18 protein-coding genes are annotated in these 16,869 nt (G+C 66.3%); 15 read left to right on the forward strand and 3 right to left on the reverse strand.

What is annotated here, in order from left to right; translation table 11 throughout:
- Nucleotides 1–22: 22 nt before the first annotated feature.
- Nucleotides 23–970, forward strand: coding sequence for a tRNA (adenosine(37)-N6)-dimethylallyltransferase MiaA (miaA, locus tag N2K98_RS06205; RefSeq protein WP_255866425.1), 948 nt, complete (start codon nt 23–25; stop codon nt 968–970).
- Entirely contained in the window at nt 967–1,926 is a 960-nt protein-coding gene (gene dapF, locus N2K98_RS06210) for a diaminopimelate epimerase (RefSeq protein ID WP_255866424.1), read from the forward strand. The genes miaA and dapF overlap by 4 nt, the downstream gene beginning before the upstream one ends.
- Here dapF and N2K98_RS06215 read toward each other — a convergent pair.
- The gene (locus N2K98_RS06215) at nt 1,923–2,534 is read right to left on the reverse strand and encodes a class I SAM-dependent methyltransferase (RefSeq protein ID WP_255866423.1); all 612 of its coding nucleotides are present in this window, start codon (nt 2,532–2,534) and stop codon (nt 1,923–1,925) included. The two genes, dapF and N2K98_RS06215, sit on opposite strands and share 4 nt — an antisense overlap.
- 168 nt (nt 2,535–2,702) lie before the next feature.
- Here N2K98_RS06215 and hflX point away from each other — a divergent pair, with 168 nt between their 5' ends.
- A complete protein-coding gene (hflX, locus tag N2K98_RS06220; RefSeq protein WP_255866422.1) occupies nt 2,703–4,274 on the forward strand; it encodes a GTPase HflX in 1,572 nt (523 codons plus the stop codon).
- The gene (locus N2K98_RS06225) at nt 4,267–6,312 is read left to right on the forward strand and encodes an ATP-dependent DNA helicase (RefSeq protein WP_255866421.1); all 2,046 of its coding nucleotides are present in this window, start codon (nt 4,267–4,269) and stop codon (nt 6,310–6,312) included. Before hflX ends, N2K98_RS06225 begins: the two co-directional genes overlap by 8 nt.
- A gap of 110 nt (nt 6,313–6,422) precedes the next feature.
- On the opposite strand, the gene lexA is transcribed toward N2K98_RS06225, so the two are convergent.
- Complete coding sequence (gene lexA, locus N2K98_RS06230; RefSeq protein ID WP_255866420.1) at nt 6,423–7,229, reverse strand: transcriptional repressor LexA; 807 nt, start codon at nt 7,227–7,229, stop codon at nt 6,423–6,425.
- A gap of 481 nt (nt 7,230–7,710) precedes the next feature.
- Between lexA and N2K98_RS06235 the strand changes: the two genes are divergently transcribed.
- The 8 genes from N2K98_RS06235 (at nt 7,711) to N2K98_RS06270 (ending at nt 13,841) form a co-directional block, all read left to right on the forward strand.
- On the forward strand, nt 7,711–8,127 hold the full coding sequence (locus tag N2K98_RS06235; protein WP_255866419.1) for a LysM peptidoglycan-binding domain-containing protein: 417 nt from the start codon (nt 7,711–7,713) through the stop codon (nt 8,125–8,127).
- A gap of 108 nt (nt 8,128–8,235) precedes the next feature.
- Nucleotides 8,236–9,336 (forward strand): histidinol-phosphate transaminase, encoded by a 1,101-nt coding sequence (locus tag N2K98_RS06240; protein WP_255866418.1) that lies wholly within the window; start codon nt 8,236–8,238, stop codon nt 9,334–9,336.
- A 118-nt stretch (nt 9,337–9,454) separates the two neighbouring features.
- Entirely contained in the window at nt 9,455–10,072 is a 618-nt protein-coding gene (gene hisB, locus N2K98_RS06245) for an imidazoleglycerol-phosphate dehydratase HisB (protein WP_227924520.1), read from the forward strand.
- On the forward strand, nt 10,069–10,707 hold the full coding sequence (gene hisH / locus N2K98_RS06250) for an imidazole glycerol phosphate synthase subunit HisH (protein ID WP_229950135.1): 639 nt from the start codon (nt 10,069–10,071) through the stop codon (nt 10,705–10,707). The genes hisB and hisH overlap by 4 nt, the downstream gene beginning before the upstream one ends.
- Nucleotides 10,708–10,715: 8 nt before the next feature.
- The gene (locus N2K98_RS06255; RefSeq protein WP_229950136.1) at nt 10,716–10,874 is read left to right on the forward strand and encodes a hypothetical protein; all 159 of its coding nucleotides are present in this window, start codon (nt 10,716–10,718) and stop codon (nt 10,872–10,874) included.
- Nucleotides 10,875–10,896: 22 nt separating this feature from the next.
- Entirely contained in the window at nt 10,897–11,646 is a 750-nt protein-coding gene (gene priA / locus N2K98_RS06260) for a bifunctional 1-(5-phosphoribosyl)-5-((5-phosphoribosylamino)methylideneamino)imidazole-4-carboxamide isomerase/phosphoribosylanthranilate isomerase PriA (protein WP_229953131.1), read from the forward strand.
- Between the two features lie 2 nt (nt 11,647–11,648).
- On the forward strand, nt 11,649–12,497 hold the full coding sequence (locus tag N2K98_RS06265) for an SseB family protein (RefSeq protein WP_255866417.1): 849 nt from the start codon (nt 11,649–11,651) through the stop codon (nt 12,495–12,497).
- A gap of 33 nt (nt 12,498–12,530) precedes the next feature.
- The gene (locus tag N2K98_RS06270) at nt 12,531–13,841 is read left to right on the forward strand and encodes an MFS transporter (RefSeq protein ID WP_255866416.1); all 1,311 of its coding nucleotides are present in this window, start codon (nt 12,531–12,533) and stop codon (nt 13,839–13,841) included.
- A gap of 107 nt (nt 13,842–13,948) precedes the next feature.
- Here N2K98_RS06270 and N2K98_RS06275 read toward each other — a convergent pair whose 3' ends face one another.
- Entirely contained in the window at nt 13,949–14,377 is a 429-nt protein-coding gene (locus tag N2K98_RS06275; RefSeq protein WP_255767216.1) for a DUF1844 domain-containing protein, read from the reverse strand.
- Between the two features lie 389 nt (nt 14,378–14,766).
- Between N2K98_RS06275 and infC the strand changes: the two genes are divergently transcribed.
- The 3 genes from infC to rplT all read left to right on the forward strand — a co-directional run bounded on the left by infC (nt 14,767) and on the right by rplT (nt 16,864).
- Nucleotides 14,767–15,789, forward strand: coding sequence for a translation initiation factor IF-3 (gene infC / locus N2K98_RS06280; RefSeq protein ID WP_407080012.1), 1,023 nt, complete (start codon nt 14,767–14,769; stop codon nt 15,787–15,789).
- A gap of 108 nt (nt 15,790–15,897) precedes the next feature.
- Nucleotides 15,898–16,092 (forward strand): 50S ribosomal protein L35, encoded by a 195-nt coding sequence (gene rpmI / locus N2K98_RS06285; RefSeq protein WP_146363238.1) that lies wholly within the window; start codon nt 15,898–15,900, stop codon nt 16,090–16,092.
- Nucleotides 16,093–16,210: 118 nt separating this feature from the next.
- Nucleotides 16,211–16,864 (forward strand): 50S ribosomal protein L20, sunset domain variant, encoded by a 654-nt coding sequence (gene rplT / locus N2K98_RS06290; RefSeq protein ID WP_255799030.1) that lies wholly within the window; start codon nt 16,211–16,213, stop codon nt 16,862–16,864.
- Nucleotides 16,865–16,869: the final 5 nt, after the last annotated feature.

The raw sequence follows: 16,869 nt of genomic DNA on the forward strand, positions 1-16,869 counted from the left end.
AAATTCCCCTGCGGTAGCCCCCGTGAGTGCTCCAAAGCCGTCCGCCGACGAACGGCCGGTGATCGCCGTCGTCGGTCCCACCGGGTCCGGAAAGTCCGACCTGGGCGTTGCCCTGGCCCTGGAACTCGGCGGCGAAGTGATCAATGCCGACTCCATGCAGTTCTACCGGGGGATGGATATCGGCACCGCGAAGATTACCGGGGCCGAACGCCGCGGCGTGCCGCACCACCTGCTGGACATCATGGACGTGACCGAAGAGGCAAGCGTCTCGGCCTTCCAGGCGCAGGCACGGGAGCTGATTTCCGGGATCCGGGCGCGGGGCCGGTATCCCGTCCTGGTCGGTGGTTCCGGGCTGTACGTCCGGGCCGCACTGGACGTCCTGGAATTCCCGGGCACCGACCCGGCCGTCCGCGCCGGGATCGAAGCCGAACTGGAGGCCAGGGGCCTGCCCGCGCTGCAGGACCGGCTGCGGGACGTGGACCCGGTCTCTGCCGAACGGATTTCCGATGCGCGCCGGGTGGTACGCGCACTCGAGGTGGTTGAACTGACCGGACGGCCGTTCAGCTCCTTCATGCCGGTGCGGGAGTACGTCTCGCCGGCCGTGCAGATCGGCCTGGGCGTGGAACGGCCGGTGCTGCACGAACGCCTGGCCCGCCGGGTGGACAGGATGGTGGACGAAGGTCTGCTGGAAGAAGTCCGGCGGCTTGAGCCGGCCGGACTGCGGACCGGCCGGACCGCCTCGCGCGCCCTGGGATACGCACAGTTCCTGGCCGTCCTGGACGGGAAATCGTCCGTGCCGGAAGCCGCGGCGGCCACTGTGGTGGCTACCCGCCAGTTCGCCCGCCGGCAACTGACCTGGTTCCGTGCGGATCCGCGGATCACCTGGCTGGAGCATAACGACCCCCGGCTGCTGGCCCGGGCGGCCGCGGCCGTCCGTGAAGGGCGCCCGCCCAGTATCCTTGATAAGTGACCAATACTTCTGCTGCCTCAGCTGCATCCCTGTCCGCCTCCGGCCTTCCCTCCTCCGTGGCCGGGCTGCCCTTCGCGAAGGGCCACGGCACAGGCAACGACTTTGTGCTGGTGGCCGATCCCGACGCATCGCATGATCTTGCCGCCGACGAAGTAGCCGCAGTCTGCGACCGGCACCGCGGAGTGGGCGGCGACGGTTTCATCCGCGCCGTCCGGTCCGAGCATCTCCCGGAAGGCCGTGCCCTGCTGCAGACGGCTCCGGAAGCCCAGTGGTTCATGGACTACCGGAACTCCGACGGCAGCATTTCGGAAATGTGCGGGAACGGGGTGCGTGTCTTCGTGCACTTCCTGCTGGAAGAGCGGCTGGTGGAACTGGCCGAGGGCGCGTCCCTGGTGATCGGTACCCGCGCCGGGGTCAAGACCGTCACCCGGATGGCCGGCGGCTATGCGGTGGACATGGGGCCCTGGGAGTTCATTTACCCTGACCACGCGGCTGCCAAGTCCATGGACACAGTGGTCAACGCAGACGGACTGGAAGTGCCCCGCCCGGGCCTCTCCGTCAGCATGGGTAACCCCCACACCGTCGTGGCCCTCGCGGAACTGGACGAACTGGCGGCGACCAACCTGACCGCAGCACCGTCCGTGCAGCCGGAACCGGAGCACGGAACCAACGTGGAGTTCGTGGTCCCGGCCGAGCCGCTCGTAGAAGACGGGGTGGGGCTGCTCACCATGCGCGTCCACGAGCGGGGCGTCGGCGAAACCCTCTCCTGCGGAACCGGCGCCTGCGCCGCCGCCGTAGCCACCCGGTTCTGGGCCGGAGCCGAAGCACCCGATGACTGGGCAGTGACTGTGCCGGGCGGCGTCGTCGGCGTCCGGTTCCGCACCGGACCCGACGGCCGCGAACATGTGGAGCTCAGCGGACCGGCCGTGCTGGTGGCCCGCGGAACCCTGCTCTAGGCGCTGCGTTCCACCTTCAGGGTCCGGAAGGACTTCGCGGTGCTGTGGCGGGAGACCGCGAATCCGGACGGCAGGGTCTCCGCCAGCCAGCGCTGCAGGGAATCCGAGCCCAGGTTCTTCTGCACCACCAGCCAGGCAGTGCCTCCCGGGGCCAGGCGCGGCAGCCAAAGCAGCAGCAGGGCATGCAGCTCCTCTTTGCCGATCCGGATGGGCGGGTTGGACCAGATGGTGTCGAAGCGTACTTCCGGGTCAACCTCCTCAGGCAGGGAGGCCGTGACGTTTCCGCATCCCAAAGCTGCTGCGTTATCCCGGGTCAGTGCGATGCAGCGTTCGTTGACGTCGACGGCGTAGACCCGGGCCGCCGGGGATTTCAGTGCCAGGGTCAGGGCGATGGGGCCCCAGCCGCAGCCGATGTCCAGCAGGTTGCCGGTCTCCGGCGGGGCGGGAACTTCATCCAGCAGGACCATCGTGCCCTTGTCGATCCCGTCGGGGCTGAAGATGCCACCGGCTGTCTGCAGGGTCCTTTCGGTCCCGTTGAGGCTGACGCGCAGCGGTTTGCGGACCTCGGGCCCGGACGGTGTGGAGGAGAAGTAGTGGTCTGAACCCATAACAATCCAGATTAGTCGCTGCAGGCGTGCGGCATGGAATTTATGGACGGCCGCACGGGTTGTAAAGGGTGGCTGGCGCGGTAGGGATCCATAGCGGAGAAGGTTGTTTTCCTGAGGATTTGTCGGTTCACTGGCCTACCATAGAAAGTACGTTCCTATAAGGAGATTATGACCATCAACAACTCCCGTGCCACGGATTCGACAGACACTTCTGCGAACGGTTCCACACCCGAACTGAGCCCTTCGGATATCCAGGGGGTCATCGACAGGATCCTCGCCAAGGACAGCGCCGTCGAAGCTAAGGCTCCGGCCGACAAGCAGCAGGGCCGTGCCCTGGCACTCGGCGACGACGAGCATTCCGTCCACGACGGCGACCAGCAGGACCTCGAAGAACGCCGCGCACTGCGCCGCGTCGCCGGCCTCTCGACCGAACTCGAAGACGTAACCGAGGTCGAATACCGCCAGCTGCGGCTGGAACGGGTTGTACTTGCCGGACTGTGGAGTGAAGGCACTGCCGCCGGTGCCGAAAACTCGTTGAAGGAACTTGCCGCGCTGGCGGAAACCGCGGGGTCGGAAGTCCTCGACGGCATCATCCAGCGCCGGCTGAAGCCGGATCCCGGCACCTTCCTCGGTTCGGGCAAGGCCCAGGAACTCAAGGACATTGTGACGGCCACCGGCGCAGACACAGTGATCGTGGACAGCGAACTGGCTCCGTCCCAGCGCCGCGGGCTGGAAGACATCGTCAAGGTCAAGGTCATCGACCGGACGGCGCTGATCCTGGACATCTTTGCCCAGCACGCGAAGTCCCGCGAGGGCAAGGCCCAGGTGGAACTGGCGCAGCTGGAATACCTCCTGCCGCGCCTGCGTGGCTGGGGCGAATCGATGTCCCGGCAGGCAGGCGGCCAGGTCGGCAGCGCCAGCGCAGGCATGGGTTCGCGCGGTCCCGGTGAAACCAAGATCGAATTGGACCGGCGGAAGATCCGCACGCGGATGGCCAAGCTCCGCCGCGAAATAGCGGGCATGAAGCCGGCACGGGAAACCAAGCGGGCCAACCGCCACCGCAACTCGGTGCCGTCCGTAGCTATCGCCGGATACACCAACGCTGGAAAGTCCTCGCTGCTGAACCGGCTCACCGATGCCGGGGTACTGGTGGAAAACGCATTGTTCGCCACCTTGGATCCCACCATCCGCAAGGCCCAGACCGAAGAGGGCATCGGGTACACGCTGGCGGACACCGTAGGGTTTGTCCGGTCGCTGCCCACCCAGCTGGTGGAAGCCTTCCGCTCCACCCTTGAGGAAGTAGCGGACGCAGACCTGATCCTGCACGTCGTTGACGCTTCGCACCCGGACCCGGAAGGCCAGATTGCGGCCGTCCGTACCGTCCTGGCGGAAGTCGACGCCCGCAAGGTGCCTGAAATCATCGTGCTGAACAAAGCCGACGCAGCGGATCCGTTCGTTCTTGAGCGGCTGCGGCAGCGCGAGTCCCGGCACGTGGTCGTTTCGGCGCGTACCGGCGAGGGAATCCCCGAGCTGCTGCAGGCGATTTCCGAAGGCATTCCGCGCCCCGGCGTGGACCTGGAACTGCTGGTGCCCTACGAGCGCGGCGACGTCGTCTCCCGCCTGCACCAGGAGGACGCTGAAATCCTGTCCCTGGAACACGGCGAATCCGGTACCCAGCTGCATGTGAAGGTTCGTGAAGGGCTGGCAGCGGAGCTGGAGCAGTTCGTGACCAATGGGTAGGAAAGACCCGCAGGGACCTGCCCAGGTCCTGGAACTGCTCGACACCGCGGTAGCGGCCATGGGCGGGCAGAACCGGCCCGGCCAGCACGAGATGGCCCGGCAGGTGGCCGAGGCCATTGAGTCCGGCGACCACCTGCTGGTCCAGGCCGGAACCGGTACGGGCAAGTCGCTTGCCTACCTGATCCCGCTGATCGCGCACGCCCTGGAGAGCAGCAAACCCGCGCTGGTCTCCACGGCCACGTTGGCCCTGCAGTCACAGATTGTCGGACGGGACCTCCCGCGCCTGCTGAAGACGCTGGAACCGAAGCTTCCCCGGGAGGTCGACGTCGCCCTGCTCAAGGGCCGCAGCAATTACGTCTGTGTCCACAAGACCGGCGGCGGTTTCCCCGAGGAAGACGAAGCCGGAACACTGTTTCTGCTTGGCGACGAGCACGCTGTCTCCCATCCCGCTCCTGCGGGCGGGCCCACCTCCGCGCTGGGGCGCGACGTCGTCCGCCTGCAGGAATGGGCGCAGGAAACGGAAACCGGCGACCGGGATGAGTTGCTTCCCGGCGTCAGCGACCGTGCCTGGCGTCAGGTGTCCGTCACCTCAATGGAGTGCCTGGGGGCGCAGAAGTGCCCGGTGGCGGAGGCCTGTTTCAGCGAACAGGCACGGGCCAAGGCGGCCGTCGCCGATCTGGTGATCACCAACCACGCGATGCTGGCCATCAGCGCGTTCGAGGGACTGGCGGTCCTGCCGGACTACGACGTGGTGGTGATTGACGAGGCGCACGAGCTGCAGGACCGCGTCACCGGCGCGGTTACCGGGCAGCTCTCCGGAACCGTTATATCCGCGGCGGTCTCCGCCGCGCGCAAGCACACTTCCGCCACCATGGAGCCGCTTGCGGCTGCCGGCCGGGCCTTCGACTCGGTTTTTGCCCCGGTTCCCTCCGGCCTGCTGGCCGGAGGACTGTCCGAGGACCAGGAGCTGGTCCTGGGCGCGGTGCGTGAAGCCTGCCGCACGGCCCTGTCCGATTCCAAGCCCGAAGGCTCCGACGCCGTCGACGGCGGCCGCCAGATGGCACGCTCCCGCCTGATGGCTGTCCTGGAACTGTGCGAACGCATCCTTGACGCAGTGAATTCAGGGGAGGTGCTGTGGGCATCGCGTGCCAGCACCTTCTCGCCTGGCACCGGTTACACCGCCCCGGAAGAAGATGCACCGCCCACCATCAACGTTGCGCCGCTGTCCGTGGCCGGACGGCTGCGCGAAGGCCTGTTCGACGGACACACCGTGGTGCTGACCTCGGCCACCCTCGCCATCGGGTCGGAGTTCGGTCCGGTTGCAGGGGCCCTGGGGCTGGTGGGCGCCGGTGCACCGAAATGGACGGGGACCGACGTCGGCAGTCCCTTCGACTACCCCCGGCAGGGGGTGCTGTACGTAGCCAAGGACCTGCCGAAACCGGGACGTGGAACCTCCCCGGAGCAGCTGGATGAACTGGAGGCGCTGATCAAGGCCTCCGGCGGCGGCGCCCTGGGTTTGTTCTCCTCCCGCCGTGCAGCGGAAGAAGCCGCGGAAGCACTGCGGAAGCGGGTCGACTTTCCGATTCTTTGCCAGGGCGAATCCACCATGTCCGCCCTGGTTCAGCAGTTTGCCGACGACGACGAGACCTGCCTGTTCGGCACCATGTCCCTCTGGCAGGGCGTGGACGTCCCCGGCGCCTCCTGCCGGCTGGTGATCATTGACCGGATTCCGTTCCCGCGTCCCGACGATCCGTTGATGACCGCCCGGACCCGCGCGGTTGCCAAGGCCGGGGGAAACGGCTTCATGAGCGTCTCGGCCACCCACGCGGCCGTCCGGCTCGCCCAGGGCGCCGGGCGGCTGATCCGCGCTTCCGGAGACAAGGGAGTGGTGGCCGTGCTGGATTCGCGCCTGGCCACCGCACGCTACGGCAGTTTCCTGCGGGCCGCCCTGCCGCCCTTCTGGTCCACCACCGACCGTTCCGTGGTGCTTCAGGCGCTGAAGCGGCTCGCCGCGGAACCCGCCGGCGCGAAGAAGTAAAACCCGCCGGACCCGGATCGGCGGAAAACAAAAAGCAGCGCCGCCGTGTGCCGGCGGTGCTGCTTTTGCGTGGTCCTTGTCAGCGTCCGACCAGGCCTCTCAAGGTGTGCCTAGAGCGAACGCATTACGGAGACAACCTTGCCCATAATGGTGGCTTCGTCACCGAGGATGGGCTCATAGCGGGTGTTCTGGGGCAGCAGCCAGGTGTGTCCGTTGCGCTGCCGGAAGGTCTTCACGGTCGCTTCGTCTTCGAGCAGGGCCGCGACAATGTCACCGTTTTCGGCGGTGGGCTGGCGGCGGACAACCACCCAGTCACCGTCGCAGATAGCCGCATCCACCATGGAATCGCCCGCAACGCGAAGCATAAAGAGGTCGCCGTGCCCGACGAGCTGGCGCGGAAGCGGGACCATCTCTTCAACCTGCTGGTCGGCCAGGATGGGTCCGCCTGCGGCGATCCGTCCGACCAGCGGAACCATCGCCGTGTCGATTGCGGTGGTGAGGTCGGAAACGCTGCCGGAGGCGGGTGTGCGTGCGTTGCCGCCGACGGAGCTCAGGCCGCCCTTTGCGGCGCCGTCAGCAGCCTCCCCGGTGTTCCCGCCGTCGACCGCGTTGCCTTTGCCGCGGCGCGGGGGAGCACCGCGGAGCATCAGCGGAACCAGTATCTCCATGGCACGCGGACGCTTGGGGTCACGGCGGATATAGCCGAGCTTCTCCAGCTGGCTCAGCTGGTGAGTAACGCTGGAAAGGCTGGCCAGGCCCACGATGTCGCCGATCTCCCGCATCGACGGCGGGTAACCGTTCGCGTTCACGGAACGCTGGATGGTTTCCAGGATCTTCGTCTGGCGGGCGGTTAGGCCCTTGGTGCGTCCTGCCGGCGCGGCAGGGGAGGGGGTGCTGCCATTGGTAACACGGGCCACGTCGGCTTCCCTTCACAGTCGGCCCGTGGATGCGGGCCGGATGGTTCTTACGGTGTATCTGGTTTGTCCTGCGGTGATGCGGTGATGCGGTGATGCGGTGATGCGGTGATAACGGGTGTGGTGGTCTGTCCCGCCAAGCCGTTTGTCAGTGCCGTTTTGTCAGTGCCGGATGGTTAGTTGGTCCCAGCCGCTTCCAACAGGTTCAACGCTAGGGGAGCGCAGCCTCATTTTCAAACATATATTCGAGCGAGTCTCGACAATGTTCGTAGATAAGTGCTAGAAATGTTCGAGTACAAGTTAGAACATACGTTCGAGTCTGAGTATGGATCTGAGTTTGGATCCGACTTTGAAATGGCCCGCCGACACCTCGGCGGGCCCACCAGATGTTCGAATGCAGTTTCGAGCCACACTGTTTATCCGGTGCTTTTGCGGGAAGCGGGGGAATCGGCGGAGCTGCTCTTCGGACCGGAAAGGTATTGACATGTCAGTACACGTACTTCCCTTCACCGCACAGAGCCTCACTGAGCGTGCCCCGGACCGGGCCGCTGCCGCCGCCCGCACCGCCGTTGCCGCGGACACCCAGGCGTCGGTCCCGCTGCGCCTGACGCGGCGCGGCCGGCTCGTCCTGGTCGGCGCCCCGCTGATGATCGTGGCCGCCGCACTGCTGGTCTTTATCGGATTCTTCACCGCACCGGCTATGGCTTCGGGCGACGCCCAGGAACAGACACGCACCATCCAGGTGGGTGTGTCCGCCGGTGATTCGCTCTGGTCGCTCGCCACCGAGTTCGCTCCGGACCGGGATCCCCGCACCGTGGTGGCAGACATCGTGGAACTCAACAACCTGGCGGACGCCACCGTCCCCGCCGGCAGCCAGATTTACATCCCGGTCTCGCGCTGATTCGCCAGGCAGGCATCCCGAAGTTCTTTACCTGCGCGCACCCGTAACAGAGGGGTGCGGGAAGTCGGCCAAATACAACGTCACCGCGCAGCGTCCTAAGCTGTAGTGGTGAACGAACAGTTGGAAAACCTGAACAGACTTCCCCTGCGCGATGATCTGCGGGGCCTGACCCCGTACGGCGCCCCCCAGTTGGATGTGCCCGTCCTGCTGAACGTCAATGAAAACACCCACGGTCTTCCGGAGCATGTGCGCCGGGCCATTATGGCCGAGATTGAATCAGTGGTCGCCGGCTTGAACAGATATCCCGACCGCGAATTCACGCTGCTGCGGGAAAACCTGGCCAAATACCTCGGCCACGGACTGGCCGCGGAGAATATCTGGGCCGGCAACGGTTCCAATGAGGTTCTCCAGCAGATCCTGCAGGCCTTCGGCGGACCCGGGCGAACGGCCATGAGCTTCCCTCCCACCTACTCCATGTATCCGCTGCTCTCCAGCGGCACCGGCACCGCATACGTGACCGGCACGAGGGACCGGGACTTCTCCCTGACCCCCGAATCGGCTGCGGAGCAGATCCGGGCGCAGGCACCCAGCATCGTGATCCTGTGCACCCCGAACAACCCCACGGGTACGGCCCTGGAACTTGAGGTGATCGAAGCCGCATATGAAGCAGGAGAAGCCTCCAATGCCATCGTGGTGGTGGACGAGGCCTACGCAGAGTTCTCCCACACCGATACCCCCAGCGCGCTGCAGCTGCTCCCTGGACGGGAACGGCTGATCGTTTCCCGGACCATGTCGAAGGCCTTCGCACTCGCCGGAGCGCGCATCGGCTACCTTGCCGCGGCACCGCAGATTGCGGACGCGCTTCGCCTGGTCCGCCTGCCTTACCACCTCTCCGCACTCACGCAGGCGACCGCGAATGCGGCCCTCACGCACGCCGATGCGCTCCTGTCCAATGTGGAAGACATCAAGGGCCAGCGGGACCGCATCGTGACGGAACTGCGTGCGCTCGGACTGGAACCGGCGCCGTCGGACGCCAACTTCGTGCTGTTCAGCGGAATGGAGAATCCCCGGGCGGTGTGGGAAGGCCTGCTCGAGGCAGGTGTCCTCGTGCGGGACATCGGCATCGAGGGCCATCTGCGGGTCACGGCCGGCACCGAAGCCGAAACCACTGCGTTCCTGACGCGGCTGCGGGAACTGCTCGCCGCCTGAGCGGCAGCCGGGCGCCCAGGATGTCCCGGTTTCAGGGAGTCGGGGCGTTCGGGACTAAACTGATGACCTGCCGGGGCTTTGTCTATTGCCCCGCTTCCAATCTTCGTGAAGGAACCCCATGACTGTGGAGACCGCCACCGGACGCACCGCCCGCCTTGAGCGGACCACCAGCGAATCGTCCGTCTTCGTCGAGCTGGACCTGGACGGCACCGGCCGCGCCGACATCAGCACCTCGGTACCGTTCTACGACCACATGCTGACAGCGCTGGCCAAGCACTCCCTGATGGACCTCACCGTCCGGGCCACCGGCGACACCCACATCGACGTCCACCACACGGTCGAGGACATTGCGATCAGCATCGGCGAGGCGCTGAAGACCGCCCTGGGCACCAAAGCCGGCATCCGCCGCTTCGGTGAAGCCACCGTGCCCCTGGACGAAGCGCTGGCAAACGCCGTCGTCGATATTTCCGGCCGCCCCTACCTGGTGCACTCCGGGGAACCCGCCGGCCAGGAATACCACCTGATCGGCGGACACTTCACCGGATCCCTGACCCGCCACGTGTTCGAAGCCATCACCCTGCACGCCCAGATCTGCCTGCACATGCGGGTCCTCGGCGGGCGCGATCCGCACCACATTGTCGAGGCCCAGTTCAAGGCCTTTGCCCGCGCACTGCGCGCAGCCGTCGAATCCGATCCGCGCGTCGAGGGCATCCCCTCCACGAAGGGAGCACTGTGAGTCCCCGCAACGTCACTGTCCTGGACTACGGTTCCGGCAACATCCGTTCGGCCGTCCGCGCCCTGGAGCACGCCGGCGCCAACGTCACGCTCAGCGCCAAGCCGGACGACGTGCTGAACGCCGACGGACTGGTGGTGCCCGGCGTCGGAGCTTTCGCCGCCGTGATGCAGGGGCTCAAGGACGTGGATGCGATCCGCATGATCGGACGCCGCGTAGCCGGCGGCCGGCCGGTCCTGGGCATCTGCGTTGGCCTGCAGGTCCTCTTTGACGAAGGCGTGGAACACGGGGTCCGGACCAAGGGGATGGGCGAATGGCCCGGCGTAGTCGAGCGCCTGGCCGCCGACGTCGTACCCCACATGGGCTGGAACACCGTGACTCCGCCGGAAGGTTCGGCCCTGTTTGAGGGCATCGAGGACCAGCGGTTCTACTTCGTGCACAGCTACGGGGTGCAGAAATGGGACTTCGACGTCACCCAGCCCGCCATGCGCCCCCCGCAGGTCACCTGGGCGGACCACGGCGGCCCGTTCATCGCCGCCGTGGAGAACGGCGCGCTGTCGGCCACCCAGTTCCATCCGGAAAAGTCCGGTGACGCCGGTGCGGCGCTGCTGAACAACTGGCTGAAGACCCTGGGCTAGGCACCGATATGTGGAGCGTTGTCCTCATGGGCCTGGCCGGACTGCTTATCGGCGGAGCGGTGTCCTTCCGCAGCCAGGGCATGTCCAAAATCATTGTTATCAGTTTCTGGGTCCTGGCCGGAATGGCCCTGCTGGGCGCGTACCTGCTGACCCTCGACCTTTCCTGACCCCACCACCGAAAGCATCCAAATGCCCTTCAGCGAAACCCCTGTCCTTGAACTGCTGCCCGCCGTTGATGTAGCGGACGGCCAAGCCGTGCGACTGGTGCAGGGCGAGGCCGGCAGTGAGACCAGCTACGGCGATCCGCTGGACGCAGCCTTGGCGTGGCAGAACGACGGCGCCGAATGGGTCCATCTCGTGGATCTCGACGCAGCGTTCGGGCGCGGTTCGAACCTTGACCTGCTCAGCCGCGTGGTGAAGTCCCTGGATATCAAGGTGGAACTGTCCGGCGGCATCCGGGACGACGAGTCCCTGGAAAAGGCGCTGGAGCTCGGCGCTGCCCGCGTCAATCTGGGAACCGCGGCACTGGAGAACCCGGGGTGGACCGCCAGCGCCATTGCCCGCTACGGCCAGGCCATCGCCGTCGGCCTCGACGTACGCGGCACCACCCTCGCCGCACGCGGCTGGACCCAGGAAGGCGGGGACCTCTGGGAGGTCCTGGCCCGGCTGGAAGAGGCCGGCTGCGCCCGCTACGTGGTCACCGACGTCACGAAGGACGGCACACTGCGCGGACCCAACCTGGAACTGCTCCGCGAGGTCCTCAAGCGCACCGACCGCCCCGTAGTCGCATCCGGCGGCATCTCCAGCCTCGATGACCTGGCTGCGCTCCGCGAACTGGTTCCGCTGGGACTCGAGGGCACCATCGTGGGCAAGGCACTCTACGCCGGCGCGTTTACGCTGCCCCAGGCCCTCGACGTCGCCGGGCACCCGGAACGCTAGGCATGGCAGCACGCGAACTGCCCGGCCACATCGCCGCGGCCCTTGCCGGGGCCGGAGGGCCCACCGATTCCGCAGGCCGGCCGTGGTCCGGACGGGACCTGGCCGGTGAGGGAAACCCGCTGCACAACTTCGACTCCGACAACGGGCAGACCGACGCCGGCTACGCGGCGGCCCTGGCGAAACTGATAGCCGGGAGCGGAAGCGAAGCGGAAGTTGTAGCCTCCCTGGCCACTGCCCGCGTGTTCGTGCCGATCGTTGCCGTGCTGGGCGAGGAAGCGGAATCCGATCACGGGCTGACCGCGGACAAGCAGGCCGACATGGCCCTGGTGACGCTCAACGCCCCGGACGGCCGCAAGGCGCTGCCGGTGTTCACCTCCGTGGCCGCTTTGGGACACTGGCATCCCGAAGCCCGGCCGGTTGCGGTCTACGCCAACCGTGCCGCACTCTCTGCCGTCGCCGAAGACGCCCAGCTGCTGGTTATCGACCCGGGAGCCGAATTCACCTTCGTGGTACGGCGTCCGGCCATGTGGGCCCTGGCCCAGCAACAGGAGTGGTTGCCCTCCTATGCCGACCCCGGACTCGTCGCGGCGGCCGAAGCCGCTGCCGGGCCGGACCCCCGGATCATGGCCGTGACCCTCCAACAGGGACCGGGGACCGCGTCGCGGACTGCTGCCGGAACCCCGGTGGCCGGGGGAGGGGCCGGCCCTGAGCTTAGAATGGTGCTTCAGCTTGCGCCCGGACTGGATCCGCAGGACGTTTCTGCCCTGGCGGCCGGACTGCAGCAGCGCCTGACTGCCAACCCCGAGTTTGTTGAGCGCGTGGATTCACTTGATCTGAAAATCACGCGCTGACCCGTCCGGCGTAGCCGCCAGAAGAGAACTGCCGTGAACTTTGGCCTGTACCGCGAGATGCTGCGGATAGCTCCTATCCGCCGTGTCCTGCTCATCGGGATGATCGCCCGTTTCCCGCATTCCGCCGCCGGAGTGCTGCTGACCCTGCACGTGGTCAACACCATGGACAAGGGTTACGCAGCGGCAGGCGCCGTAGCCGCCGTCGTCACCATCGGCATCGCGGTGGGTGCCCCCTGGCGCGGCCGCCGCGTGGACACCGTGGGCCTGCGGCGTGCCCTGATTCCCTCGGTTATTGCCGAAGCAGTCATCTGGAGCATTGCTCCGCACGCCAGCTTCGAATGGCTCCTGGTCCTGGCGCTGATCGGCGGCGTGTTCACCCTTCCGGTCTTCAGCGTCGTGCGGCAGTCACTGGGCGTCCTGGCCACCGGCGAACAGCGGCGTACCGCCTTTGCGCTGGACTCCATCGCCACTGAGCTGATTTTCATGATGGGCCCTGCCCTGGGCGCGGTGATAGCTACGCGCTCGTCGGTTATCGGACTGACCGCAGTCGGGGTCTCCTCCGCAGTAGCGGGACTGTTGCTGATCTGGTTTAACCCGCCGACCCGCACTGTGGAGCCCCGGAACGCCGTGACCGCGGCCGATGAGCAGGAGGCCGCTGCGGCCGCCGCCGTCGCCGTGGCCCCCGCAAACGTGCAGGAAGCGCCGATGGAACTGACCGGAGCCGGCCTGCCGGGCGGACCGCAGAACCTGTTCGGCAGGCTGCGGAACGGCCTCGCGGGAAGCTTCGGCTGGTTTACCCCGAGCGTGGCAGTGGTCTTTGCGGTCTCCGTCGGCGCCGGGCTGCTGCTGTCCAGCACGGACGTCGGCATCGTGGCGCTGGTGGAAGCCGGCGGGAACCCGTCCGAGGTCGGCATCGTGTTCGTCGCGTGGTGTGCAGCGTCGGCCGTCGGCGGCATCCTCTACGGAGCCATGAACCGGCGGATCTCGCCGATGCTGCTTCTGCTGGCCATGGCCGTCCTGACCATGCCGATGGCCTTCGCCACCAGCACCCTCAGCCTTGCACTGCTTTCAATTCCCGCGGGCCTGCTCTGCGCGCCTGTGCTGTCTTCAGCATCCGAGCGGGTGGCTGACCTCGTGTCGGAAGAACGGCGGGGCGAAGCCATGGGCTGGTACGGCTCGTCAATGACTGCCGGCACCGCGCTGGGCGCGCCCGTGGCAGGTCTGGCCATCGACGTCATTGGTCCCTGGTCCGGCTTCCTGATGGCCGGCGGTTCCGCAGCCCTGCTTGCGCTGGTGACGCTTACGGTCCGGTGGTTCGTCCGGCGCCCGGAACCGGTCCGCTAGTTTCCGGGCAGGAAAAAGCCCGAAGGGCCTGCCGCGGACTCCGCGGTACCGGCAGCTGCCGGAGTCAGGCCCTTCGGGCGATCAAATGGTGTGGGGAGGAACGGAGACTAGCTGACGGGGCCGGTGAACTTTTCGCCCGGACCCTTGCCCGGGGCATCCTGGATAACGGAAGCTTCGCGGAAGGCCAGCTGCAGGGAACGCAGTCCATCGCGCAACGGACCGGCATGCTGGCTGCCGATCTCCGGAGCGGCGGCGGTGACAAAACCGGCCAGGGCGGTAATCAGCTTGCGGGCCTCGTCCAGGTCCTTGAGCTCCTCGGCGTCATCGCCTTCGGCCAGGCCGCACTTCACGGCTGCTGCGCTCATCAGGTGCACGGCCGCCGTCGTAATGACCTCGATGGCCGGCACCTCGGCGATGTCGCGCATCTGCTCGACGACTTCCTGCTGTGCTGCTGCCGCAGATTCGGACTCTGCTGATGTTCCCGGGAAGGAGTGGCGGGTTGCTTCGCCTGCCGGATTGCTCTGTGGGGTACTCATACTGGTAAGCTTGTCACAGACCGACTGGTTGTCGTTACTTTCAATGCCCATCACGGGCGGGATGAAAATCACACTTTCCTCCTGGAAGCTTACGTCGCCGGTATGCAAGCGGAGACCCCTCCCACCCGCGTCAGCCTGACCGCCCTCGTTGGCGGCAGAGTTGCCGGGTTCAGGTCGGCCCCGGACGGGCTGCAGTATTACTGCGGTTTATTCCGGGAGCTAACTGCCTTCGAACTGGCTTCGGGGCAGTTCCTGCCGACCCCCACAGGGCCTTCGATTGCGCTTGCAATTGGAGGCCTTCTTCATTTGCAGGCGGTAGCCGTTTTGAAGAGCACAGGAGCTGCAACATTAGCGAGCCAAGAATCAATGATCGGATCCGCGTCCCCGAGGTGCGGCTGGTAGGTCCGGCGGGTGAGCAGGTCGGAGTGGTCCGGATTGAGGACGCGCTTCGCCTGGCTGCCGAGTCTGACCTGGATCTTGTTGAGGTAGCACCGCAGGCGAAGCCTCCGGTGTGCAAACTAATGGACTTCGGCAAGTACAAGTACGAAGCCGCCGTCAAGGCACGCGAAGCCCGGAAGAACCAGACGAACACCGTTCTGAAGGAAATCCGCTTCCGCCTGAAGATCGACACCCACGACTACGAAACCAAGCGCGGACACGCCATGCGCTTCCTGGCCGCCGGTGACAAGGTCAAGGCCATGATCCAGTTCCGTGGACGTGAACAGCAGCGCCCCGAAATGGGCATGAAGCTGCTGAACAAGTTCGCTGAGGATGTTGCCGAGGTGGGTGTGGTTGAGTCCACCCCGCGTATTGACGGCCGCAACATGGTCATGGTCATTGGCCCGGTGAAGAACAAGGCCGAGGCCAAGGCAGAAGCGCGACGGGCAACCCAGCGTGCCGATGCCAAGGCAGCGAACGAGGCAGTGAAGAACGGGGAGGCACCCGAACGGGTGAACACCTCGGAGAAGGCTGCTCCTATGACGCAGAGCCTCGCGGACCTGCTTCCGGACGGACTGCGTTTGGGTTCCTCCGCTGAAGCTGCCGACAAGGCCCGTGCAGAGCAGGAGCAGGCTGAAAAGGAACAGGCCGCAAAGCGGGCCAGGGCTGCAGCTGCCGAAAAGGCTGCAACCGAGGCACGCCGTGTGGCAGCAGCCAGCAGGCCGGCCGCAGCGCCTGCCGCTGAAGCTGCGGCTCCCGCCCAGCCGTCCCAGCCGGCCGAGCCCGCGAAGCCGGCAGAAGCAGCGAAGCCTGCCGCAGCGCCGAAGCCTGCAGCGGTTCCGAAGCCGACGGCGGCAAAGCCTGCGCCCAAGCCTGCAGCCCGGCCCAAGCCTGCCGCAGCACCGAAGCCTGCCGGCAAGCCGTCCTCCTCGCGGGGGACCACCGGCCAGAACAAGCCCGGAACTGCAGAGTAGTTTCACTGCACTGCGCCTCGTTCCGGCGTCCAGTAATAAGCCCTGGCACCGCAAGGTGTCCGAAGCCCCGCGGGCCTGCCCGCGGAAACCTAAAGGAGATCGGTAGACATGCCGAAGATGAAGACCCACAGTGGCGCCAAGAAGCGCTTCAAGCTGACCGGTACCGGCAAGCTCAAGCGCCAGCAGGCTAACCGCCGCCACTACCTGGAGCACAAGCCTTCCACGCTGACCCGCCGCCTCGCCAACGACAAGCTCGTGGCACCGGCGGACGCCAAGGTCATCAAGAAGATGCTCGGCATCTAGCCAGTCCCCGATAGCCGACCCGTCCGGGCCGGCGTCACCCATCAAGCTTTCCCCGCCTGGGTTTACAGGTGCAGAGACTTTTTTGAAGTCGGGGAGATTTACCAAAAGGAGTACGCACGTGGCACGTGTGAAGCGGGCGCTTAACGCCCACAAGAAGCGTCGGGTTATTCTCGAGCGCGCCAAGGGTTACCGCGGACAGCGTTCGCGCCTGGTCCGTAAGGCCAAAGAGCAGCTGCTGCACTCGTTTGTGTACAGCTACGGCGACCGCCGCAAGCGCAAGGGCGACTTCCGCCGCCTGTGGATCCAGCGCATCAACGCTGCTTCCCGCGCCAACGGCCTGACCTACAACCGCCTGATCCAGGGCCTGAAGCTGGCCGAGATCCAGGTTGACCGCCGCATGCTGGCTGAACTGGCCGTCAATGACGCTGCTGCCTTCGCCGCACTGGTCCAGCTGGCCAAGGACGCACTGCCGTCCGACACCTCCGCTCCGGCCGTCGCAGCTGCTCCGGTTGCCAAGGCTGCTGCTCCGGCCGCCGCTGAAAAGCCGGCTGCTGCCGTTGCCACCGCTCAGGGCGGCTTCAAGGCTTCCGAGGGCGACGCCCCGGAAGGCTTCGTCATCAAGGGCAACCTGGGTTCGGGTAAGTACCACGTCCCGGGTTCCACCTGGTACGAGCAGACCGTTGCCGAGTACTGGTTCAACTCCGTTGAATCAGCCAAGGCTGCAGGCCTGGAGCCTGCTGGCGGAGAATCCCGCCAGAAGTTCCAGGGCTAAGTCGG

Origin of the sequence: Arthrobacter jinronghuae (assembly GCF_025244825.1) — a bacterium.
In the GTDB taxonomy this organism is placed as follows: domain Bacteria; phylum Actinomycetota; class Actinomycetes; order Actinomycetales; family Micrococcaceae; genus Arthrobacter_B; species Arthrobacter_B jinronghuae.